The following is a 23,371-nucleotide window of genomic DNA, read 5'->3' on the forward strand; positions in this document are numbered from 1 at the left end:
TTCCTTCATTCCCGCGTCGTCATCCGACGCAAAGCGCCGCCGTAAAGCCTTCGAGCGGCGCTTGGATGCAGTCAGGCTCCGGCCTCAATTTGGATCCAGTAACCCGCCGCTCCAATGCCGTGATTCCCGGCTGCCGGTGAACTTGGCCACGACCATGCCTTGCGACACCAGCCGATCCCGATAGCGCGTGACCATTCGCCCGGCCTGCTCGGCGTACAACACCACCTCGGAAGCGGGATCGCCGGGGCGCTGGAGAATGCGCGCAAAGCGCTGCCCTGCCTCGACAAAATCCCCCAGTTCCTTTTCGAAAATCAGCACGCCAGGTTGCGGCGCGAGGTGGGTTTCCATGTGGCTCATCTGCATGGTCTCGACGGGCCAGTCACCGGTTATCACGACCTCATCGATCGCGCCGATAGCGCACAGCCACGCGTACAGGCCTTGCGCATCCTGTTCGGCGAAGTGATCGCTGACATCGCCCTGCCCGCGCAATTCCAGGGTTGCCGCCATTTTCCGCTCGGTGACGCCATCGCGAAGCCAGGGCGCAATGATCGTTTCTTCGAAAGAACCGTCGCCGCCGTCATCCCAGATAATCGCCACGTCCATCTTCATCGCCACGGCCAGTTCACGACCACGGGGCCAGAAACTGCGGTGCACGTAGAGGTATGGCAAGGCTTCGTCATCGGTGTGCAGATCGAGCATCACGTCCGCCGTGGACGCCAGTTGTACCAGGCTTTTTTGCCACTCCTGGACGTTGGTCGAAGGTCGCTCCAGCGCCGCCGACAGATCAAACGAACGGTTGAAGTTGTGCCCAGTGGCGTCGTGAAAACGACCGAGAATCCGCCCCTGGCGAAACTGCCCGATGCCCAGGGGATTGGCTTGCGGCACCACCGTCACTTGGCTCTTGAGCCGGCCCTCGGCCTCGGCGACTGTTAGCCGTTGCATCAACAGGTGCAGGACCAGCATCCCGGCGATTTCATCGGCATGCACCCCCGCCTGCAAGTGCACCTTCGGCCCGCTGCCATCGCCCTGAAAACGCCAGGCGCCGACCCGCGCCGGATCGCCATTGTTGTTGCGAACACTGAACGAAATATCCTGCGCCATCCGCTTGTTCTCCCGTGTTGATCGTTAAAAAACCCTGGATTGCCGTCGCCGACGCTGGAACTTGAACGCACGTTCAACTAAGCTCGCCAACCAGGCACTGCACCCAAGGATTCGCTTGTGACCACCGACGCTCCAAAATTCCGTCGCGTTGAAGCCGACGCGCGCCGCGAACTGCTGATTGCCGCCACCCTGCGTTGCCTGGCCCGCGACGGCCATGCCGGTATTTCCGTGCGCCGCATCGCGACCGAGGCCGGGGTGTCCGTCGGCCTGCTCAATCACCATTTCGGCAGCATTGATGCGCTGATCGCCGACACCTACCAGACCCTGGCCAGTGAGCTGACCAGCGCCCTGCTCGTGGAAGTCCAACAGGCCAATACACCGGCCGAAAAAATGGACACCTTCCTCGTCGGCTCGTTTTCGCCACGGGTCATGGACCCGCAACTGCTCGGGGTCTGGGTGGTGTTCTGGAGCCTGATCCGGCATTCGGAACACGTCAGCCAGACCCACGAAAAAAGCTACCGCGCCTACCTCGATCTGCTGCGCCAACTGCTGGACGATCTGGCGGCCAGCGAGGGTTTTGTCATCCACGACACGCGCCTGGCGGCCATTGGCTTATCGGCGATGCTCGACGGACTCTGGATCGAGTGGTGCCTGAACCCCGAAACCTTCAGCCCCGCCAACGGCCTCCACATCTGTCGTTGCTGGATAAAGGGGTTGCGTCACGGAGCATTCAGCACCGACGACGTCCTGGGAAGCGTGGCGCCCGAAGATCATGGCCAGGGTGCCGCTGACCGCGATCAGCCCGGCACCGATCATCAGTGACACGTCCATCAACGTGCCCCAGATCAGGTTCGACAGCGCGAACGCCCAGATCAGCCCGGTGTACTCGAACGGCGCCAGCAAGGTCGCGGTCGCGCGCTGAAAACTGGCGAACAGCAGGAACTGCCCGATACCGCCCACCAGCCCGGCCGCCAGCATGCCCAGCCAGGCCGGGGTGGGCGCCGGGGTGTGGGTCCAGGGCAGTGCCACCGTCATGCAAATCACAAACACCACGTTGGTGATCAGCATCTGCTCCAGCACCGAGGTCTGATCGTCGACCTGGCGCAACTGGATGTAGGTGAACGCCCAGCACATCGCCGCCAGCAGCGTGAGGATGATCGGCAACGGATCGGCGATGTGGCTCGGGCGGCAGGCGATAATCACTCCGACGAAGCCGATGATCAGGCTGAACCACTGCCAGCCGCTGGCGCGTTCCTTGAGGATCATCGCCGCCAGCACGGTGACCATGATCGGCGCTGAAAAATACAGGGTGGTCATCTCGGCGAGGGTCAGGTCCCGGGCCGCCGTGTAGTACAGCAGCCACGCCACGATCGACAACAAACCGCGCACCACCAGCAAGCGCCGGCTCGGTGAACGCCAGGCGCGCTGAACCAGCCTCATCCGCCCCGCGATCAAACAGGCCACGACCACCACCAAGCTGCGCCAGAACAGGATGGTGACCACCGAATAGTCGGCCACCAGCCACTTGATGACCGCGTCCTGCAACGCCAGGAACGCATAACCCAAGGTGCACAGGCCAATGCCCTGCAACGAACGGTCGACGATCGTTGGCGAACTCATCAAACCGACCTGCGCACGGGCGTCCCGCGCCGCTCGACGAAGCCGAACAGCGCCTCGATCAGGAAAGTCAGGCAGACGTACACGCCGGCTACCAGTAGCAACGGCTCATAGACTTGCAGGGTCTGCGCCCGCACCACGTTGGCGGCGCCCAGCAGGTCAATCACCGCAATGGTCGAGGCCAGTGCCGTGGACTTGAGCAACATCACCGTTTCCCCGGCCAGGGTCGGCAACAGCAAGCGCATCGCCCGGGGCAAGCGCACCCGCAACAAGGACTGGCGCGAGGTCATGCCGAAGGCCGAAGCCGCTTCCATTTCACCTCTGGGCACCGCCAGCAGACCGCCGCGAATCACTTCTCCGACGTAGGCGCCCATCGACACCACCAGAGCAAACACGATGTACCAGTAGCCGTCACGCAGGTAAGGCCAAAGGAAGCTGCCGCGAATCAACGGAAACTGCGCAAACAGGCTGCCGAGCCCGTAGTAGAAAATGTAGATCTGGATCAGCAACGGCGTGCCGCGAAACACGCTGGTATAGAACAGGCTGGCCTTGGCGATCACCTTGTATTTGGAGATCCGCGCCAGTGCCACCAGGATGGCCAACAAGAAACCGAACACACTGGACAGCAACAGCAGGGTAACGGTCGTTTGCAACCCTCGGCCCAACAGCGCTGCGTATTCAACTATCCACGCTGGAATCATTTCAATCACTCAGCCAAAGGCATCCAGCGACGAATGCGTCGCTCAAGCCGTCCCGACAGGTAGTTGGACACCAACGTCACCGCGTAATACATCGCCGCGGCCGTGAGGTAGAACAACAGATAATGACGCGTGGAACCCGCGCCTTGCTTGGCGGTGTACAACAGCTCGTTGGTGCCGACCACGCTGATCAAGGCACTGTCCTTGATCAGGTTGATCCACAGATTCGCCATCCCCGCCATCGCGAACGGCGCCATGATCGGCAACGTGACGCGCCGGAACAGGCCGAACCCGCTCAGGCCGAAGGCCCGCGCCGCTTCGATCTGGCCAAACGGAATCGCCTGGATCGCCGCCCGGAAGATTTCCGAGGCGTACGCGCCCTGCACCAGACCCAGCACCACGATGGCCGCCAGCGGTCCGCTGACATTCACCACGCCGTAACCCAGTTGGACCATCAGCGAGTTGAGCAGCATGGAACCGACGTAGTACAGCAACAGGATCAGCAACAACTCCGGCACCGCGCGGAACAACGTGGTGTAGCCGCGCATCAGCGTCGCAATCGGTTTCGGTGCGTTGAGCTTGAGGCAGGCCACGACCAGCCCGATGGCCAGCCCGAGCACAAAGGCCCCGGCCGAGATCTGCAGGGTCATCCACAACCCTTTGAGCAGCGCCCCGCCCCACCCTGTTTCGCTGAAATTGATCAACTCGAACATTGCTGGCATTTCATTCTCCAGTCAGTCACCTGTGGGAGCGGGCTTGCTCGCGAAGGCGGTGGGCCAGTCAACATCCTTGCTGAATGATGAACCGCCTTCGCGAGCAAGCCCGCTCCCACACGGGTTGTGTTCAGGTCAGAACGCAGGTTTCACGCTGGTGCCGAAGTAATGCTCGGAGAGGTCGTCGTAGTCCTTGCTGGCCAGCAAGGAGGTGATGGCCTTGTCGAGTTTGACCTTGAGCTCGGTGTCATCCTTGCGCAGACCGGCGCCCACACCTTTGCCGAAGATCGGGTCATAAGGCACCGGGCCGAGGTACGCCAGGTCCTTGGCATCGGGGGTCTTGACGAAGGCCGCCATGGCCGTGCCGTCCGCCATCATCAGGTCGATGCGCCCGGCAATCAGGTCGGCGTTGGCCGAGTCCTGGGTGTCGTAGTACTTAACGTCGGCAATTTTTTCGTAGTAGGTCTTCAGGAAACTCGCGCTCACCGTCGAGTTCTGCACGCCGATGGTCTTGCCCTTGAGGTCATCCGGATACTTCTTCACCGAAGCGTCCTTCGGCCCGACAATCGCAATCACCGAGTCGTAGTAGGCCTTGCTGAACGCGATCTGTTTTTCACGCTCTTCGGTCACGGACATGGAGGAGAAAATCACGTCGATCTTCTTCGCCAGCAACGACGGAATGATCCCGTCCCACGCCACTTCCTTGATCTCGCACTCGGCTTTCATTTCGCTGCACAGCTTGTGAATCAGGTCGACTTCAAAGCCTTTCCACTCACCATTGGCCTGTTTCTCGGTGTACGGCGGATAGGGTTCTGCCGCGACCGCGAACCTGATCGGTTGGGCTTGCGCCGCGCTCATGCCAGCGAGCATGACGCAGGCCACGCCGGTCAACCAGTTTGCCAAACGTCGATTTCCCATGATTTTTCCCCGTCTTTTTATGATGCGTTAGCGAGTCTGATGAGCGTTGACGAACTGCCGGCAACGTTCGCTGCGTGGGTGTACGAACACTTCATCCGGCGAACCGGTTTCTTCGATCAGCCCTTGATGCAAATAGGCGACTTTGGACGACACATCGCGGGCGAAAGCCATCTCATGGGTCACCAGGATCATGGTCCGGCCTTCTTCCGCGAGGGAGCGGATCACCCGCAGCACTTCACCGACCAGTTCCGGGTCGAGTGCCGAGGTGGGTTCATCGAACAGCATGACTTTGGGCCGCATGGCCAGGGCACGGGCGATGGCCACCCGTTGCTGCTGTCCCCCGGAGAGAAACGCCGGGTACTCGTTGCGCTTGGCCGCCAGCCCCACGCGTTCCAGCAAGGCTTCGGCCCGTTCAGTGGCTTCGGCACGGCTTTCGCGCAGGACCTGGGTCGGCGCTTCGATGAGGTTTTCCAGCACCGTGCGATGGGGCCAGAGGTTGAAGTTCTGGAACACCATGCCCAGGCTCGAACGAATCCGTACCAGTTGCTTGGCGTCCGACACCAGCGGTGCGCCGGGGCGATCGAAGTTCAGGTGAATGCTTTCGCCGTCCACCAGGATGCGTCCCTGGTCCGGCACTTCGAGCATGTTGATGCAGCGCAGCAAGGTACTTTTGCCCGAGCCGCTGGCGCCGATCAGGGAGATCACGTCGCCTTCACGGGCGGTCAGCGAGACGCCCTTGAGCACCTCGATATTACCGAAACGTTTGTGCAGGCTGTCGACTTCGATCATGGTCCGGGCCGCAACCGGCTCAGCTGTTGCTGCGCGGGTGACACGGGCAATCACGGGCCGGGGCGCTTCGCCTTTGAGCACCAGGACAAAGTCGCGAATGCGCTGGCAGGCCTGGGCCAGTCGTTCTTCGCCCAGCGTGAACGAGATACGCACGAAGCCTTGTGCCGGCTCACCGAATGCGGCGGCGTCCAGCACCGACACATGCGCTTCGCGCAACAGGCGCCAGGCGAATTCCAGCGAGGTCAGCCCGGTATCACGCACATCCACCAGCACAAACATGCCAGCATCGGGGTTGAGCACGGAAATCCCTGGGCAATCCGACAGGCCCGCGACGACCAGATCCCGGCGATGGCGATAGATTTCGCGCATGCCGTGGGTGACTGCTTCATGGGACTCCACGGCTTTAAGCGCGGCCTCCATGACAAACCCCGGCAAGCCGTAGAGCATGCTCAGCACCAGGTTTTCCGCATGGGCGACCATTGCTTCATCGGCGATGATCCAACCGGTGCGCCAGCCAGTCATCGCGTGGGATTTCGACAGGCTGCCGATCACCACGCAACGCTCGGCCATGCCCGGCAACGACGCCAGGCTCAGGTGTTCGCGCTCGAAGGTCAGGCTTTCATAGACCTCGTCCACCACCACCCACAAATCATGGGCGATAACCAGGTCGGCAATGCCTTGCAGCTCTTCGCGGCTGAGCACCACGCCGGTTGGGTTGTTGGGGTTGGAGAAGAAAATCGCCCGGGTCTTCGGGGTGATGGCTTTGGCGAGGACGGCGGCGTCGAGGCGAAAGCCCGCGTCCGCCGAGCAAGGCACGCGGACCAATGTTGCGCCGGAGGCCTTGAGGGTCGCCTCGTAGGTGACGTACATCGGGTCCAGGGCAATCACTTCATCGCCGACATTGAGCAAGCACATCGAGGCGGCGAACAAAGCGTTCTGTGCCCCGGCGACGATGATGACGTTGGAGGCGTTCACTTCGCGGTCGAACAAGCCGCTGTAGCGGGTGGCGATGGCTTCGCGCAAGGCCTGGCGGCCGGCGATTTCGGTGTAGTGGGTGTCGCCTTCACGCAAAGCGTGGATTGCGGCGTCGGTGATGAAATCCGGAGTGGGGAAATCCGGGTCTCCGACACTGAGAATAATCACATCTTCGCCACGGCGCCGGGCTTCGAACGCTGCATTGTGAATATCCCAGGCGGCGACGCCATCGCCTGAAATCCGCTCAACAAAGGGTGAAAACCGCATGCCAGTGCCTCGTTCGAATGGAAGAAACGCAAGCCCGCAACCAACCGGGGGTGGTGGAGCCAACATAGCCGACGCTGAACAGTCGTTCAATAGAAAACTCATGGTGGTTCGTGTTCAGCGTAAACAGGTCGTTTTCACGACAGTCGAGCCGTTATTTCAGTAGGATTTTTCCTGGTTTTATCGACACGCGCAGGCGTGCTTGAGCTCGATCAGGGTTACGCCGGCGTGGGCAAAACCGTGGCGCAGATCGCGTTCCAGTTCGTTGAGGCTTTGCGGCTCGTGCACCGTGCAGCCGAAGGCTTTGGCCAACAGTGGGAAATCCGGATTGCGCGGCAATACGCCCACCGGTTCGATGTCCAGGCTGAGCATGTCGTCGCGAATCTGCCCCAGGGCGTCGTTGTTCCAGAGCAGCACCACGAGCGGACTGTCCAGTTCCTCGACGGCAGTGGCCAGTTCCTGCGCGGTGTAGAGAAATCCGCCGTCGCCCACCAGTACCAAGCCGGGTCGTTGCGGCGCGCCGAACTTCGCACCGATGCCCGCCGGCAAGCCATACCCAAGGGTGCCGTAGCCGGTGGGATGCAACCAACTGCGGACACCCTGGCTGGCGAACGCGTAATTGCCGGTGTAGGCCAGTTGGGTCATGTCGGTGCTGATGACAGTGTCGGCGGGCATCGCGGCGGCGATGCGGTCCAGAATCTGTTGGTGGATCGACTGCAATTCAGCGTGGCCGCTGCGGATCGCCGCTTTCAATGCGGCCACCGCCGTTACCGATTCACGAGAATCCCGCGCCGCGTCAGGCAGGCGTGCCAGTAAAGCCCCGAGGGTTTGCCGGGCATCGCCATGCAAAGCGACGGCGCAAGGATAGAAATCGTTGAACTTGCGTGGATCGATATCGACCCGGAGCACGTCACCGCTCAGCGGCAGGCGCTCGCGCCAATAATCGGTGTCAGCCATTTCGGTGCCGACGGCCAGCACCACGTCCGCTTGCGCGATCAGGTCCCAACCGGGTTGCACGCACAGGCTGGAGCCGGCATTCAGCGGCGCATCCGGCGCCAGCAGACCTTTGCCGGCCACACTGGTGAACAGCGGCGCGGCGAGATGTTCGCTCAAGGTCTGCAACTCGGCCCCCGCCGCCAATGCACCGCCACCCGCGATGATCATCGGACGCTTGGCCTGTTGCAGACGCCGAGCCGCGTCATCCAGCGCGCCAGCCTCCGGCAGACCGCGCCCGGGACGCCGCACCACCTCTGCGCTCCAGTCGCGGCTGATCGCCCCGGCCAGCACATCCAGTGGCACCGAAATATGCACGGGGCGTGGCCGCTCGCTGTCGAACACGGCAAAGGCGCGGGCGATCAGCTCAGGCAAATCGTCAGTGCTAAGAGCCACTGCCGAAAACGCGGTGATGGGCGCTGTGATTGCCCGTTGATCCTGGGTTTCATGCAGGCTGCCCCAGCCTTTGCCGAGGCTTGAAGTGTGGTTGACGCTGGAGATCACCAGCATCGGAATCGAGTCGGCGTAGGCCTGGCCGATGGCGGTCGCTGCGTTGGTGACGCCGGGGCCGGTAATGATGAAGCACACGCCGGGCTTGCCGCTGACCCGGGCATAACCATCGGCCATAAAACCGGCGCCCTGCTCATGGCGGGTCAATACATGCCGAATGCCACTGCCAGGCAGTCCGCGATACAGCTCCAACGTATGCACGCCGGGAATGCCGAACACGGTGTCGACGCCGTAATTGGCCAGCAGACGCACCAATGCCTGGCCGCCGGTGAGGCTCAAAGAAACAGGTTGCGGGGTCGATTGGAAGCTCATGCAAGCCCTCGATTTATTGTTCTGAAGTGATGGAGGATGGTGTCGATACTAAACACTCGTTCAACAGAGAGGCAAGCTTTTACTGTCTTGCGAACTCACATCACAAACATAAATTAATTATTTGTTTTTAAAGGAATTTATATAGAAGACATGAATCGCCAACGGCCAGTTGTTACATCTTCGAACATACCTGAATGCTCAGGCTGCCAACGATGCACCGGCAGTAAACAGATAGCCTGCACCGTGAATGGTGATGATCAATTCCGGTTCGGCCGGGTCGTCATGCAGCTTGCGGCGCAGGCGCCCCACCAGCACATCAATCGAGCGATCGTTGGGCAGCCATTCGCGGTTGCGCAACTGGTCCATCAACTGGTCGCGGCTCAAAGTGTGACCGCTGTTGCGCATGAACACATTGAGCAACTGGAACTCGCCATGGCTGAGCAGGGTTTCGCGACCGTCACAACCCTTGAGGCGGCGGCGATCAGTGTCCAGAGTCCAGTCGGCAAAACGCTTGAGATGCGCGTCGGGTTGCACGAGCAATTGAGCGTGCTGCACACGCCGCAGCAGGTTGCGGGCGCGGGTGAGTAATTCGGGTGAAGGCAAAGCCAGGGTCAGGTAATCATCGGCGCCGCATTCCAGGCCAGCGAGACGTTCGGCGTCATCGCCACCCACCAAGATAATCCCGACCTCCGAACGCTCGCGCCATTGGCGAGTCAGGTTCAGAGCGTTGCCGCGTCGCAAATGCGCGTCCAGCAACACCAGCCCCACCGAGAAACGCTCAAGGCACGTATCGGCCTGATCGGCGCTGTCGGCGCAGTGGACCTCATACCCTTCCCCGGCCAAAAAACCCTGCAACGATTCCCGCAGCAGCGGCTCATCACTCACCACCAGCACGCACGGCATCACCTTCATGACCTGGCTCCTGTTCGTGCCGCGAACGGCCGATTTTTGGAATTTTACGAAGCGCGAAGACCTGCACTGTAGCCGCTGCTGAACAGTTGATCAACAAGCCGGAATTATTGCGCGACGAACCGCCGAAACCCGCCCATTTGCAGACCATCGACCCACGCCTCACAAATCAACACGCCCTGAGTCGGGGTAAAAGTGCTGGGATTGAGCCCGCATTCCAGCCACAACCCATCCAGTAACGCGCTCAAGCCGATGGACGCCAGGCCACTGTCGAAACCCTCCCAGCCCTCCTCCTGGGCCAGCAGGGTCAAGGCTTCGCCCATGATGGTCCGGTACTCGCCATAGGAATGATCGTGGGCGCGGTTGATCGCATCGGCGGTTTTCACCGCGCCCCAGAACGCCAGCCAGGCTTCAAGCAGTTCGGGATCGAGCATGCGCGAGGAAAACGACGCTTCGAAAAACGCCGACAGATGCCGTCGCGCACCGTTGCCCGAAGCAGCCACGGACTCGCGCAACAGCCGCATCACCTGCCCGGTGATGTGCAGATAAGCATCGGCGACCAGTTCATCCTTGCCGGCGTAGTGATGACTGATCAACCCCACCGACACCCCGGCCTCCGCGCAAATCTTGCGGATCGAGGTGCCGACAAATCCATACTTTTTCAGGCACGTCAGCGTGGCGGCCACCAGATTGGCCTTGCGCAACCTGGGATCCATTCGCAAAAAACGCGCTTCCTCGGCCATAGTGCTCCTGCCCTCTCGACATCAACGGATCGGATACAGCGCCTCGTCAAATTGCGCCAGGCGCGGGAAGACCAGCGGCGAATCCTGATGCAGATTCTCCAGGCGCTGCTGGTAATCGAGCAGAAACTGTCCGCGAGCTTCAGCACTGATGTAAGGCACATGCCACGCCACAAACGGCGGCAACACGTCGAGGCCGACATACGCCAGCGTGCCGCGCAGCAGTGGGCGCAGCATGTCCTCCAGCGGACCGTGAATCGCGTCTTCGCCGAACATGTGCTCACGCCCGCCAAGGGTCACGGTGACCAGCGCTTTCTTGCCCGCCAGCCCACCCTGATCGTAGAAACGCTTGCCGCCGTAGCACACGCCGGACACCAGCACTCGGTCGATCCAGCCCTTGAGAATCGCCGGCATGGAAAACCAGTAGATCGGAAAGTTGAGGATCAGCAGGTCGGCCCACAGCAACTTGTCCAGTTCCTGCTGGATGTCCTGGGCCAGGCTTTTGGTCTTCACGCCCAAGCGTTGTTCGAGGGCGTAGACCAGATACTCGGGGTTGTCCCGGTCGGAAAAATCCTCGGCGCTGGCGACCGGGTTCCAGTTCATGGCGTAGAGGTCCGACACCTGGACCGCGTGCCCTTGGGCTTGCAGCGTTTGCACCGCCTGATCGCGCAAAGCGTTGGTAAAGGATTGCGGTTCGGGGTGGGCGTGAAGAATCAAAACGTTCATTTGAGCAGCCTTATGGCAATCGATGATGCAGTCAGTGTTCAGGCCAGGCGGATCAGTGCATCCACCGCCACCGCGCCTTGGGCATTGACCAGCAAAGGGTTCACATCCAGTTCCAGCAAGCGCTCGGCGTTCTCGCCGGCGTAATCCGCCACGGCACGAATCGCCCGGACCAACGCCGGCATATCCATCGCTGGCCCACCGCGAAACCCAGTGAGCAACGGCGCACAGCGCAGGCTCAGAAGCGCATCGTGGATGGCCTGGTCGGTGGTCGGCAGCAACAGGCTGCGACTGTCCTTGAGCAGCTCGACCAGAATCCCACCCGCTCCGATCACCAGCGCCAGGCCGAAGCCGGTTTCGCGTTTGATCCCGACGATCAGCTCAGCCAAGGGCGGCGACGCCATGCGTTCAAGCAGCACCTGATCGAACACCAGCCCCGGTGCATGCTTCGCAAGATTGCCGCGCATGCTTTCCAGCGCTGATTGCAAAGCCGCCGGGTCTTTCAGGTTGAGAGCAACTCCACCGGCCTCGGTTTTGTGCGGCAGGTCGGCGCTGACCACTTTGAGCACCAACGGATAGCCAAGGTGCTCGGCCTGCTCCAGGGCCTGTTCGGGACGGCACAACCGCGCTTCCGGCAAGGGCAGGCCAAACGGACGCAATGCCTGTTTGGATTGCCACTCATCCAATAGCTGTCCTTCAGAAACCAACGCAGCGGGACAGATCGGCGCCAGCACCGATTCACCTTTGGCCAGCAACACCCGGCGGCGCGTCTGGTATTGGGCGATCCGCCCCCACGCCGCCAAACCATCCTCAATCCCTTGCAGCGCGGCAACGCCACGGGCATGCAGCCGATCACGGGCACTGGCCGGGAGCAATTCGGGGAACGCCGACGTCACCACACCGGTCTTGCCATGCTGCTCCAGCCGTTCGCAAAACAACTCCAGCAGCAAGTCGCATTCCTTGCGCTCACCGGTGGATTCGGCCGGGTAATCCAGCACCAGCAATGCCGCATCAGCAGGCGTGCGCAAAACGCTGTCGAGCATGTTTTCCAGCGCATCGCGATCGCCCCAGATTGCCGTGGTGAAATCCAGTGGGTTGACCAGGTTGGCGTAGCTCGGTAACACCTGCGCCAGATCCGCGCGCTGGCTGTCGTCAAATGTGGGCAGGGTCAGGCCGTTGCGTTCGGCGTAGTCGGCGATAAATCCTGCGTCGCCACCGGAACACGCCAGCGCCGCGAGGCTCGGACCGGCCGGCAGACGACCACACGCCGCAGCCTTGAGGGTTTCGACAAAACTCACCGGCCCGCTGACCCGGATCACCCCGAGACGCTCGAACAGGCTGTCATACAGCGCATCGGAACCGGCCAGGGAACTGGTGTGACTCAACGCCAGCTCCGCGCCGATCTGCGACACGCCGGTTTTCAGGGCGATTACCGGAATGCCTTTCTCCAGCGCCTTGTGCGCGGCGCGGGCAAAACCGGGGACGTTCTTCAGCCCTTCGAGGTGCAGACCGATGGCCGTCACACGCGGTTCGTCGAGCAGCACGTCCATCAATTCCGCAACACCCAGTTGCGCCTGATTGCCCACCGAGGCCATGTAGGCCAACGGCAGCGAACGATCACTCATGCTCAGGTTGTAGGCAAAATTGCCGCTCTGGGTCAGCACCGCGACGCCCTTCTCTACCGCTTTGCCGCCATGGGCCACCGGCCACAACGCGGCGCTGTGCAGGTAGTCGAGCAAGCCGTAGCAATTCGGCCCAAGCAGCGCCATGTCGCCGGCGGCTTGCAACAGTTGCACCTGCATCGCCTGGCCTTCCTCGCCGGTTTCCGCGAAACCGGAGGCATAGCAGATCGCCCCGCCCGCGCCCTTGAGCGCCAGTTCGGCGACGCAGCTCAACGTCAGTTCGCGGTTGGTAGCGATAAACACCGCATCCGGCCCGCAAGGCAAGTCGGCAACCGACGCCACGCAAGGAATGCCCTCAAGGCTTTCGTGCTGCGGATTGACCAGCCACATCTGCCCCTGAAAGCCACCGTCAGCGCAGCGTTTGAACGCCCGCGCCATGCTGCGCCCACCGACAAATGCCAAATGCTGCGGCGCCAGCATGCGCTTGAGATTGTCTCTGATTGACATGGGATTCTCCTCGACCGATCAGCGCAGCAGCGGCCGCAGCAGTTCGCGGGAAATGATGTGGCGCTGGATCTCCGACGTGCCTTCCCAGATCCGCTCGATCCGCGCGTTGCGCCAAATGCGCTCCACCGGTCCCTCGTCCATCAGGCCCATGCCGCCGAAAATCTGCACCGCCTCATCGGCCGCGCGGCCCAGTACTTCGCTGGCGAACAGCTTGGCCATGCCGGCCTCGCCGTCGGTCATGGTGCCCTGGTCCATTTTCCAGGCGGCGTACAGCGCCAGCAGTTCGGCGGCGCGGATTTCAGTGGCCATGTCCGCCAACTTGAACGAGATGCCCTGGTAAGTGCCGATGGCGTGGCCGAACTGCTTGCGGTCCGCCGCCCATTGCAGCGCCACGTCCAGCGCACGCTGGGCCTGACCGACACAGTTGGCCGCCACCATCACCCGGCCAGCGGTCAACCAGGCGTTGGCAACCTCCCAACCCTTGCCGACTTCGCCCAACACTTTGGAGGCCGGTACGCGGCAGTCGTCGAAGAAGATTTCGCTGGTGTGATAACCGCGATTGCTCACGCATTTCGGGCCACGGCGGATGGTCATCCCCGGCGTGTCGCGATCCACCAGGAACGACGTCACGGCGTTGCGCTGGCGACCGTTGTGCTCATAGGTGTCGGTGACCGCGAACACAATCGCAAAGTCGGCATGCCCGGCGTGGCTGATGAAATGCTTGCTGCCGTTGATCACGAAGTTATCGCCATCGCGCACCGCGCGGGTCTTGATCGCGTTGGCATCGGAGCCGGCGCCCGGTTCGGTCAGGGCAAAACAGTCGACCTTCTCGCCACGCACGCAGGGCAACAGATAATCCTCGACCTGCGCGCCAGTGCAGGCCATGAGGATTTTCGACGGGCGCGCAACGAACACATGCAGCGCCCACGACACTTTGGACAATTCGCGCTCGACCAGCGCCTGGGACAGGTAATCGAGGCCGCCACCGCCGACCTCTTCCGGCATGTTGAAGGCATAGAAACCTGCGGCGATCGCCTTGGCGCGAATCTGCGCGGCCAATTCCGGCGGCACCGCATCGGCGCGGTCGACGGTTTCTTCGTGGGGCAGCAGCTCTTTCTCGACAAAACGCCGCACCGCTTCCACCAGCATGTCCTGCTCTTGAGTCAGTTGGAAATTCATGGCTGTACGTCCCTGCTGTTGGATTAGCGGCCGATAAAGTGAGGGGTGCGTTTTTCCACGGCGGCCTTGAGGGCTTCGGCGCCGTCGTGGCTGCGACCGCAGAGCAAACCAGCTGCCTGTTCGGCTTCAAGCTGTTCGGCGAGGCTGCGTTGGGCGCCATCGCGGATCAGCACTTTGGTCTGCATGAAGGCGAAGGTCGGGCCGTTGGCCAGGCGCGTTGCCAGCTCGGCGGCGCTGTCCAGCAACTGCTCATCGGCGCAGATCTCGCTCACCAATCCGGTGGCCAAGGCGCGATCGGCACTCCAGATTTCGTCGAGGAACAGCAGACGCTTGGCCTGTTCGGCGCCGATCAGGCGTGGCAAGTGCCAACTCGCGCCCGCATCCGGCGAGTAGGCCAGGCTGGTGTAGCCGGCCTTGAACCGCGCGGATTGGGCGGCCAGGCGAAAATCGCAGGTCAGGGTCAAATCCATCCCGGCGCCGACGGCAATGCCGTTGATGGCGGCGATCGTCGGTTTGCTGAAACCATGCAGGCGGTTCATCAAGGTGTGGGCGGTTTCGGTCCAGCCGTAGGTTTCCAGGATGCCGCGGCTTTCCGCATCGGCCCATTCGGCCACATCGGCACCCGCGCAGAAGCCTTTGCCGGAACCCGTCAACACCAGCACCCGGACATCGGGATTGGCATCGTGCTCGTCGAGCAGGTTGATCAAGGCCTTGAGGGTCGGAATGTCCAACGCGTTGCGCTGTTCGGGGCGATTGAGCGTGACGCAGGCGATGCCGTTTTCTACCCGGCTCAGCAGTGTCGAATGAGAAGTCATGAAAGGCCCTCGTCTTATTGTTTTTGAGTTGCGGGAGTTGAATTGCTGCCGATACTAAACAAGTGTTCAGTAAGGCGGCAATCCCGTGCCAAAAGGCCCTGTAACACCTGTTACAGGACTTAATTCATTGATTAATTTCTGGTTTTTCTAGAAACAGGGATGGCGACAGGTGGAAGTTGTTACATCTTCGAACAACTCCCTCCCGCATTCGCCGGTCGAGCGAGCCGGAATTACTTGCCGGTTTTCACGTTGTTCCACACCCGGGTCATGGCCCGCATGCCTTGGGCGTCGTGGGTCTTTTGCGTAAACAGGCGTTGGCGCGTCGCGTCATCCGGGTAGATCGCCGCCGTGGCCAGCACATCCGCATCGACTAACGCGGTCGCCGCCGCGTTGCTGTTGGCGTAGTGAATCAGGTTAGTGACGTCGGCCATGTTCTGCGGCTGCAACAGGAACTCGATGAACTTGTGCGCATTCGCGGCATGGGTCGAATCTTTCGGGATGTACAGGTCATCGAACCAGATCAGCGAACCTTCCTTGGGCACGAAATAGGACAAGTTGGTCTTGAGCCCCGCCTCTTTCGCCCGCGCCTGGGCGGTGGCGGCGTCACCGGACCAGGTCATGGCCAGGCAAATGTCGCCGTTGGGCAAACTGTTGAGGTAACTCACCGAGTCAAACTTCTTGATGTACGGGCGGACCGCCAACAGCACGTCCTGCGCGGCTTTAAGGTCTTCGGCAGAGGCACTTTGCGGGTCGCGTCCAAGGTATTGCAGGACCAATGGAAGGACTTCAGTGGGAGCGTCGAGCATCGTCACGCCGCAATCGGCGAAGCGCGAAACGACTTTCGGATCGAACAGCATCGCCAATGAACCGATCGGCGCATCCGGCATCCGCTCCTTGATCATGTCGACGTTGTACGTCACCCCGTTACTGCCCCAGGTGTAAGGCGCCGAATAGATAAGACCCGGATCGTAAGCCTGCAACTTTTGCACAATCTCCGGGTTCAGGTTGCTCCAGCTCGGCAACTGCTTCTTGTCCAGCGGCTGGAACACGTTCGCCTTGATCAACGGGGGAACCAGCGACGCGTTAAGCATGACCAGGTCATAACCGGAGTGGCCAGTCAGCAGTTTGGCCTGGACCGTTTCGTAACCATCAAAGGTGTCGTAGATGACTTTAATGCCGGTGGCCTTCTGGAAATTCGCCAGGGTGTGCTCACCGATATAGTCCGACCAGTTGTAGATGCGCAGCGTGTCATCCGCCTCCGCCGCATGAGTCACCGAGCACACAGGGAAAAGCAACAGACTGAAAAGGATGGCTAGCGCAGTTCGCATTTCTATTCACCTTTTGGTGTTTTTCTTCTGAAGGAAACGTGCGCCTTTACTATTTAGCCATTGAGGAATCGGCACCATACTCCAAATGGGTAGGTGCACGTTGTGTCGACAGGATGTGTTGGCGATGCCGCTCTAGGCTTTCTGCAACCACTCGATAAACTGCGCGAACAACTCCGACTGCGAGTTGATGCCCAGCTTCAAGTACAGGTTTTTGCGGTGCATGCGCACGGTCTCGGGGGAGATGCCCATTTCCCGAGCGGCGGATTTGATCGAGTGCCCGCGCAAGACCATGTGCGCACTCTCGCGCTCGCGCTCGGTCAGCACGTCACAGCCGAATTGCTGCATCGCCACCTGGATGCGCTGGTTGACCGCCGTTGACGCCACCGGCGCGGCGGACGCCATTGAATCGCGCTGTTGGTCAATGTAGCCGCACTGGCGGATGAACAGCCGCACCATCGGCTCGACGGCCCGCAGCACGTCCAACTGATCGGCGCTCAGGCTGCTGGCGCCCATGCCCTGGAACAGACTAACGGAAATCTTGCTGTGGTCGTCCAGGTTGACGATGTAATAGCTGTCTTCGGTGCAGCCCAGATTCAGGTAGTAGGTTTTGTAGTACTCGCTGTCGAAAAAGTCGTCCGGGGCGATTTCGGCCAGCGAATAAAAGCCTTGGGCCAAACCACTGTCCACCGCGAGGCAGAATGGATCGAGCAAATAGCCCACGGAGAAGTAACGATTGAGGATCGCGTCCAGGTGCTGCTCGGGAATGCCGTGCTGATAGAGCAACCTGGGCGGGCAGTCCTTGCGCTCCAGGCTGATCATCACCGACTCGACCGGCGCCAGCGCCGTCAGCGCCACCACCAGATGCCGCAGTGCATCGGGCTCGGCGCCATGCTGGAACGCGCGCTCAAGTTCCACATGCCATTGGTGCAGCGCATGCAGTGCCAGGGTGATCGAATGAGAGGGGGCCGATGAGTTCATGCCGGCCAGTCTAGCGATTGCCCCCTCCCCGCGCAAAGGTGCGAAACGCCGGCTCATTGCCCGGCGTAATCACCGCTGCATTGCAGCTCCACGGCGACTTCGAGGATGCATTCGCGCAGCGTCTCGACGATCTCATCGACCTGCGCATGGCTGATCGTCAACGGCGGCGACATCACGTTGAGGTGCACGATCGGCCGCACCAGCAAGCCTTTGTACTGGGCGCGCAGATGGATTTTCTCGCCGATGTTCAACGCCTCCGGAAACAGCTTTTTCGTGCGCTTGTCTTCAACGAATTCAACGCAGGCCATCAATTTCTTGCAGCGCACATCCCCCACCAGCGGCAAGCCTTCCAGGGTCTTCAGGCGCTGCTCAAAGTACGCGCCCACATCATCTACATGGGCCAGCAGGTTTTCCCGCTCGATGATTTCGATGTTCTTCAGGGCGGCCGTGCAGCACACCGGATGGCCGCTGTAGGTAAAGCCGTGGGTGAAACAGCGGCCCTGGCCCGGCTCGCTGATCACGTCCCAGATGCGTTGGGAAAAGATGCAGGCACCCAGCGGCAGATAAGCAGAAGTCAGGCCTTTGGCGGTGGTGATGATGTCGGGTTGCACACCGAACACATCGAGGGATGAAAAGAACTTGCCCAAGCGCCCGAAGGACGTGACCACTTCATCCGCGACAAACAGAATGTCGTACTTCTGGCAGACCTCCCACATCCGCCGCAAATACCCTTCCGGCGGAATGATCACGCCGCCGGAGCCCATGATCGGCTCGGCATAGAACGCGGCCACCTTGTCCGCGCCGATGCTCAGGATCTTGTCCTCGAACTCGCCGACCAGGAATTCCAGCAGTTGCGCTTCGTCCATGCCTTCCGGCGCCCGGTAAGGGTTGGGGCTGGAAACGTGATGGATTTTATCGTGGGCATAGTCGAACTCGGGGACCCGGTCTGCGGCTTTGTTGCCGATCGACATCGTCAGGCACGTCGAGCCGTGATAAGCGCCATGCCGGGCGATCACGTGCTTTTTCTCAGGCTTGCCCCGGCAGTTCTGATAGTACTGAATCAACCGGTAGCTGGTGTCCACCGCCGTCGAACCGCCGGTGGTCAGGAACACGTGATCCAGATCCCCTGGCGCCAGGCTCGCAAGTTTCTCGCACAAGCGAATGGCGACGGTATTGGCCATATCGGAGAAGGGATTGGAATAGGCCAGTTGACGGACCTGGTCGGCGATGGCGTCGGCCATTTCTTCGCGACCGAGGCCAATGTTAGTGCACCACATGCCGCCCACCGCATCGAGGAAGCGGTTGCCGTCGGCGTCGTAGATGTAGGCGCCTTCGCCGGCAACAATGTTCAGCGCGCCCTGCTCCGCGTGGTCATCGAACACGTGGTAGCCGTGCATGTAATGCGCCTTGTCAGCACGGGTCAGCTTGGCCTGCTCGGCAGGGGTCAAAACGGCAGGTTTTGAAATCGGCATGAACGCGTCCCTCTCGAATAGTTGTGATGCCGATCATTCAGCCGATTGCCTGGCGGCGCCATACTCCAAATGGGTAGGTGCTATTTACATCGCAGAGGATGGGGATTCTGCCAGAGGCAAAATCATGCACTTTTAGAAAGTTCAACTTTTACAACTAAACTCTCCTACACTGAACATACGCCCGGGAGATCAATCGCAAAAAACTTACTACTGAGCACCGCTCTTTGTAGTATGGTGACAACATTCAGGCGCCATTTAAGTGACTGAAAAACCATCCCAAGTAAAACCAAGCACCTAACTTCAGAAATCGCGACTATCAAACTAAACAAATAATTCACACGCACTGACGAACGGCTACAAAATATAAATACCTTTTTAAAAACAAAGCATTGAAGGCGTATTTACAACAATAAAAGACTTTTCAAGAATTACAGAAAACAAGAAAAGACCGACCTAAAACATGAAAGTTTCAATCTTATTTATTTAATTAAAAATCGCATATAACGCTTTAACATTCCAATCTTCAATGCTAATAATCCGGCCGCTTCCGGGCTCCAGGCGATACACCCCTCTCACATGAAGTGAACATCAGCCATCACGCTGATGCCCTCCCGGCATTAACTAAAATCCAATAACGCCAGCTCGCTCAAGTTAAAAAACAACTTGGGTCTGCTCTTGTGCTGCGCACTAAAACTGCGCGAGGAAGGCCTCTCATCGCTCGTCATCATCCAAGGATTAAAATCCTTTCGATCTTCGGTACCCGCCCAGAAGCCATCAAGATGGCGCCTTTGGTCAAAGCCCTCGCTGCAGAACCTGGCATTCATTCGCAGATCTGCATCACTGGCCAACATCAAAGCATGCTGAAGCAGGTGTTGGATCTGTTTGACCTCCAGGCCGATTACACCCTTGATGTGATGACGCCGCACCAGACGCTCAACTCGCTGACGGCGGCGCTCTATGCAGCAATTGACCCGGTGCTGGAACAGACCTGCCCGGACCGTGTGCTGGTGCATGGCGACACCACCTCGGCCATGGTCGCCGCGATGGCCGCGTTCCATCGGCGCATCCCGGTTGGCCATGTGGAAGCCGGGCTGCGAACCGGTGATATCTACAGCCCGTGGCCGGAAGAAATGAACCGGCGCTGCATCGACCTCGGTGCCGACATGCTGTTCGCGCCGACCCTTGAATCGCGGCAGAACCTGCTCGACGAACGCCTGCAAGGCCGCGCCTTCATCACCGGCAACACGGTGATCGACGCGTTGCAAATGACCGCCCGGCGAATCGAGCAAGACGCTGACCTGCGGGCCAGCCTGGACCAACAATTCTCGTTCCTGCAGCCTGGCCGCAAGGTCCTGCTGGTGACCGGGCATCGTCGTGAAAACTTCGGCGAAGGCTTCCTCGATATCTGCAAGGCCCTGAGCCACCTGGCCCGGCGCACGGACATCCAGATCGTCTACCCGGTGCACTTGAACCCGAATGTCATGGGCCCGGTCACCGAGCATCTGGGCGACCTGCCCAACGTGCACTTGATCAAGCCGCTGGACTACCTGGCGTTCGTGCGCCTGATGCAACGGGCTCACGTGATCCTCACCGACTCCGGTGGCGTGCAGGAAGAAGCGCCATCCCTGGGCAAACCGGTGCTGGTGATGCGCGATGTCACCGAACGCCCGGAAGCGGTCGCGGCGGGCACTGTGCGCCTGGTCGGCACCGCGCCGGACTCGATCATCGCCGGCGTCAACGCGCTGTTCGATGACGACCTGCTGTGGCGCCGCTGCTCCCAGGCGGCCAACCCTTATGGCGATGGCCAGGCCAGTGCACGCATCGTCGATGCGCTCATGGGGCGTCCGGTGGATGAGTTCCTCGTGGCGCGGCTGCCGTTGCCGAAGTTCCTGCATCACCCGTCGACGGTGCCTGCCCCCGAGAAAAGACACCCGGCTTTCACCTCTCAATAAACCGAACCGTATCTCCCCTTATCAGCTCGAGATCTACCTGAATGAAGCCTTCCGTTGCCATCCATACGGGTGCGTTCAGCGCCCTTGCCTGTGGCGTGAGCCTGCTCGCGCTCATGCCGACCTTTGCCTTGGCCGCGGACAACCCGCTCACCCAGGCGATCAATCGACTCAATGCCGATACCCGGCAGGAGCGTGAGATCCGCTTGAGCGATCTGGGGATCGACGCACCGATCATTCTCGGCTCCACCGATGCCCGACGCGAACTGTATCTGCCGGTGCCGGCCGGTGTGCCGCTGACCGATGCCACGCTGAATTTCAACGCCAGTTACCTCAATGGCGAAGGCGGTCGCAACACCTTGCTGCTGTCGCTGGACGGTTACCCGGTGCGCGCCGAAGGGCTCAGCGAACCTCAGGGCGACGCCAGCGCCACCTTGGGCGTGGACAAGCAGGCACGGGACAGCGGCTCGGTGCGCCTGGGCATTGCCTGGTCGTCGGTGGTGTCCCGCGTGTTGTGCGAAGACCAGCGCGCCATCGGCAACGTCTTGCGTATCGAACCGGACACTCGCCTCTCCTACAGCTACGACGCCAGCCAGTTGCAGAACGTCGGTGCAGCCTGGACCGCATTGCCTGGCAAACCCGGGATCATGGTCGCGCCGGGCACCTTGTCCGCTGAAAGTTACAACGCGGCGTGGCGCCTCGGTGTAGCACTGGAACGCATCGGCAAGCACAGCCGCATCCTGCCGTTCCCGGCGCTGCAAGACAGTGTTGATCTCAGCAACCTGCGCATCCCGGCTGAGTTGCTGGCCATTCCGGCATTCGCCAGCCTCAACGGCAAAGGCTCGCAGGTGTTGACGGACCCGGCACAAATTGGCGCGCTGCTGATGCTGGGCCAGACCCCGAACGTCCAGGCCGACCTGGCGATCAACGACCCGCAACTGCTCAAGACGGTTAACGAATCCCTGGATGCCTTGCAGAGCCAGATTCAAGGCCTCGACGCCACGGCTGCCAGCGCTTTCACGCAATGGCGCGAACGGCACATCAATGCCGGCCTGGCCGTTAGCGTTACCGACAATGTGCGCCTGAGTCTGCTGGGCGCGCGTCCGGTCTTGATGATCGCGCCGCAAGCAACTGGCAAGGCCCTGGCCTTGTTCAGCTCGGCCTGGAACAAACTGGCTCGCAGCCGCGACCTGACGGTCAGCGAAGCGCAGTTGCCATTGAGCGCCGACGGCCGTGTGGCCTTGTCGCGCCTGGGCGGTAACCCTGGCGCCATCGACGTGCTGGCGAAATCCGACTGGAGCACTTCGTTCCCGCTGGGCAGCGTGGCCTACGACGGTCGCCTGCCGGTGAAAGCGGTGATCGATGTGTCCGCCGCACCTGGCGCCTCAGACACCGCACCGGTGGCTTCGCTGTTTCTCAATGACTATCTGATTGGCGCCCAACAACTTGTGGCCAACGGCGAGAAGCAACGCATCGAAGCGCGTATCCCGCGTTATGCCGTGGGCGCGACCAACGTGTTGCGCGTGTCGTTCCAGCGCCAACCGGTTAGCGATCGCTGCCTGGAAACGCCCCAAGCGTTCCCGGTCTCGGTGTTGCCGACCAGCCACATCGTGCTGGAAAAAACCGCGCTGGATGACGACTTCTCCGGCATGGCCGCGCGCTTTGCCATGGACACGCAAATCATCGTGCCGCAGGCCTATCTCGAGCACCCGGCGAGCAGCCTCGGGCAAGTGATTTCGGTCGCGGACGCCGCCGGCGTCTCGCCGCTGCGCGCACAACTGAAAGTCAGCAACGACCCGAAAGCCTCGGTCACCCCGGACAAAGCTTTCCTCGCCTTCGAGTTGCCGGTCAAGGACAGCAAGGAATCGGTGCAGGTCGATGAACAGGGTCGCCTGCGCATCAACCACAAGGACCAGGTCTTGCTCGACGTGCATCCCCTCAACCACCTGGCTTCGCTGCAAGCCGTGGATGCCGGCGGCCAACATGGTTTGGTCTATCGCACCCTGGGCGCCGACGCGCCACGTTTCGCCAAACCGATTCTGCTGAGCCGTGGCGACGTGGCCATCCTCGGTGACGACGGTACGCTGACCACTTTCAACACCCAGGACCCAAGCGGCAGCCAGTTGATCGACAACGAAGAACCCAAGGGCCTCGACGCCTGGCGCACGCCGTCGCTGTTGTGGCTGATCCCGGGCGGCATTCTGTTGGTTCTCATCCTGTTGCTGGCCGGCCGTAACGCCCGTCGCAATCGCCAGTAAC

18 protein-coding genes and 1 pseudogene are annotated in these 23,371 nt (G+C 61.0%); 3 read left to right on the forward strand and 16 right to left on the reverse strand.

Translation table 11 applies throughout. The features are described 5' to 3' along the window. Positions 1-84 precede the first annotated feature (84 nt). Positions 85-1,101 carry a succinylglutamate desuccinylase/aspartoacylase family protein gene (locus ACIQY3_RS09650; RefSeq protein WP_403018896.1) on the reverse strand — a complete coding sequence of 339 codons (1,017 nt, stop codon included), beginning with the start codon at positions 1,099-1,101 and terminating at the stop codon, positions 85-87. A 228-nt stretch (positions 1,102-1,329) separates the two neighbouring features. On the opposite strand from ACIQY3_RS09650, the pseudogene ACIQY3_RS09655 reads away from it, so the two are divergent. After that, positions 1,330-1,758 (forward strand): annotated as a pseudogene (locus tag ACIQY3_RS09655) (TetR family transcriptional regulator C-terminal domain-containing protein); the annotation flags it as partial. Here ACIQY3_RS09655 and ACIQY3_RS09660 read toward each other — a convergent pair. The 15 genes from ACIQY3_RS09660 to ACIQY3_RS09730 form a co-directional block, all read right to left on the reverse strand. Continuing rightward, positions 1,714-2,721, reverse strand: coding sequence for a DMT family transporter (locus tag ACIQY3_RS09660; protein WP_403018898.1), 1,008 nt, complete (start codon positions 2,719-2,721; stop codon positions 1,714-1,716). The pseudogene ACIQY3_RS09655 and the gene ACIQY3_RS09660 overlap by 45 nt on opposite strands. Then, complete coding sequence (locus tag ACIQY3_RS09665; RefSeq protein ID WP_403019135.1) at positions 2,721-3,419, reverse strand: ABC transporter permease; 699 nt, start codon at positions 3,417-3,419, stop codon at positions 2,721-2,723. The genes ACIQY3_RS09660 and ACIQY3_RS09665 overlap by 1 nt, the downstream gene beginning before the upstream one ends. 5 nt (positions 3,420-3,424) lie before the next feature. Continuing rightward, positions 3,425-4,138, reverse strand: coding sequence for an ABC transporter permease (locus ACIQY3_RS09670; RefSeq protein ID WP_403018900.1), 714 nt, complete (start codon positions 4,136-4,138; stop codon positions 3,425-3,427). Between the two features lie 126 nt (positions 4,139-4,264). After that, positions 4,265-5,047: a transporter substrate-binding domain-containing protein gene (locus ACIQY3_RS09675; RefSeq protein ID WP_403018902.1), complete on the reverse strand. Its 783-nt coding sequence runs from the start codon at positions 5,045-5,047 to the stop codon at positions 4,265-4,267. 27 nt (positions 5,048-5,074) lie between these two features. Further along, entirely contained in the window at positions 5,075-7,078 is a 2,004-nt protein-coding gene (locus ACIQY3_RS09680; protein ID WP_403018904.1) for an aminotransferase class I/II-fold pyridoxal phosphate-dependent enzyme, read from the reverse strand. 177 nt (positions 7,079-7,255) lie between these two features. Then, on the reverse strand, positions 7,256-8,890 hold the full coding sequence (locus tag ACIQY3_RS09685; protein ID WP_403018906.1) for a 5-guanidino-2-oxopentanoate decarboxylase: 1,635 nt from the start codon (positions 8,888-8,890) through the stop codon (positions 7,256-7,258). Positions 8,891-9,088: 198 nt separating this feature from the next. Next, a complete protein-coding gene (locus ACIQY3_RS09690; RefSeq protein WP_403019136.1) occupies positions 9,089-9,796 on the reverse strand; it encodes a winged helix-turn-helix domain-containing protein in 708 nt (235 codons plus the stop codon). A gap of 110 nt (positions 9,797-9,906) precedes the next feature. Next, on the reverse strand, positions 9,907-10,542 hold the full coding sequence (locus ACIQY3_RS09695; RefSeq protein ID WP_403018908.1) for a TetR family transcriptional regulator C-terminal domain-containing protein: 636 nt from the start codon (positions 10,540-10,542) through the stop codon (positions 9,907-9,909). 21 nt (positions 10,543-10,563) lie between these two features. Continuing rightward, positions 10,564-11,265, reverse strand: a complete 702-nt coding sequence (locus ACIQY3_RS09700; RefSeq protein WP_403018910.1) for an NAD(P)H-dependent oxidoreductase — start codon at positions 11,263-11,265, stop codon at positions 10,564-10,566. Positions 11,266-11,303: 38 nt separating this feature from the next. Continuing rightward, positions 11,304-13,391, reverse strand: coding sequence for an acetate--CoA ligase family protein (locus ACIQY3_RS09705; RefSeq protein ID WP_403018912.1), 2,088 nt, complete (start codon positions 13,389-13,391; stop codon positions 11,304-11,306). A gap of 18 nt (positions 13,392-13,409) precedes the next feature. Next, positions 13,410-14,570 (reverse strand): acyl-CoA dehydrogenase family protein, encoded by a 1,161-nt coding sequence (locus ACIQY3_RS09710; RefSeq protein ID WP_403018914.1) that lies wholly within the window; start codon positions 14,568-14,570, stop codon positions 13,410-13,412. Positions 14,571-14,593: 23 nt separating this feature from the next. After that, positions 14,594-15,385, reverse strand: a complete 792-nt coding sequence (locus ACIQY3_RS09715; RefSeq protein ID WP_403018916.1) for an enoyl-CoA hydratase/isomerase family protein — start codon at positions 15,383-15,385, stop codon at positions 14,594-14,596. Positions 15,386-15,615: 230 nt separating this feature from the next. After that, a complete protein-coding gene (locus ACIQY3_RS09720; RefSeq protein WP_403018918.1) occupies positions 15,616-16,713 on the reverse strand; it encodes a polyamine ABC transporter substrate-binding protein in 1,098 nt (365 codons plus the stop codon). A 132-nt stretch (positions 16,714-16,845) separates the two neighbouring features. Then, positions 16,846-17,691: a helix-turn-helix transcriptional regulator gene (locus ACIQY3_RS09725; RefSeq protein ID WP_403018920.1), complete on the reverse strand. Its 846-nt coding sequence runs from the start codon at positions 17,689-17,691 to the stop codon at positions 16,846-16,848. A 53-nt stretch (positions 17,692-17,744) separates the two neighbouring features. Continuing rightward, positions 17,745-19,163: an aminotransferase gene (locus ACIQY3_RS09730; RefSeq protein ID WP_403018921.1), complete on the reverse strand. Its 1,419-nt coding sequence runs from the start codon at positions 19,161-19,163 to the stop codon at positions 17,745-17,747. A gap of 713 nt (positions 19,164-19,876) precedes the next feature. On the opposite strand from ACIQY3_RS09730, the gene wecB reads away from it, so the two are divergent. After that, the gene (gene wecB / locus ACIQY3_RS09735) at positions 19,877-21,115 is read left to right on the forward strand and encodes a non-hydrolyzing UDP-N-acetylglucosamine 2-epimerase (protein ID WP_403019138.1); all 1,239 of its coding nucleotides are present in this window, start codon (positions 19,877-19,879) and stop codon (positions 21,113-21,115) included. 41 nt (positions 21,116-21,156) lie between these two features. Further along, positions 21,157-23,370: a hypothetical protein gene (locus ACIQY3_RS09740; RefSeq protein WP_403018922.1), complete on the forward strand. Its 2,214-nt coding sequence runs from the start codon at positions 21,157-21,159 to the stop codon at positions 23,368-23,370. Position 23,371: the final 1 nt, after the last annotated feature.

Source organism: Pseudomonas sp. NPDC096950 (assembly GCF_044762525.1).
Lineage (GTDB): Bacteria > Pseudomonadota > Gammaproteobacteria > Pseudomonadales > Pseudomonadaceae > Aquipseudomonas.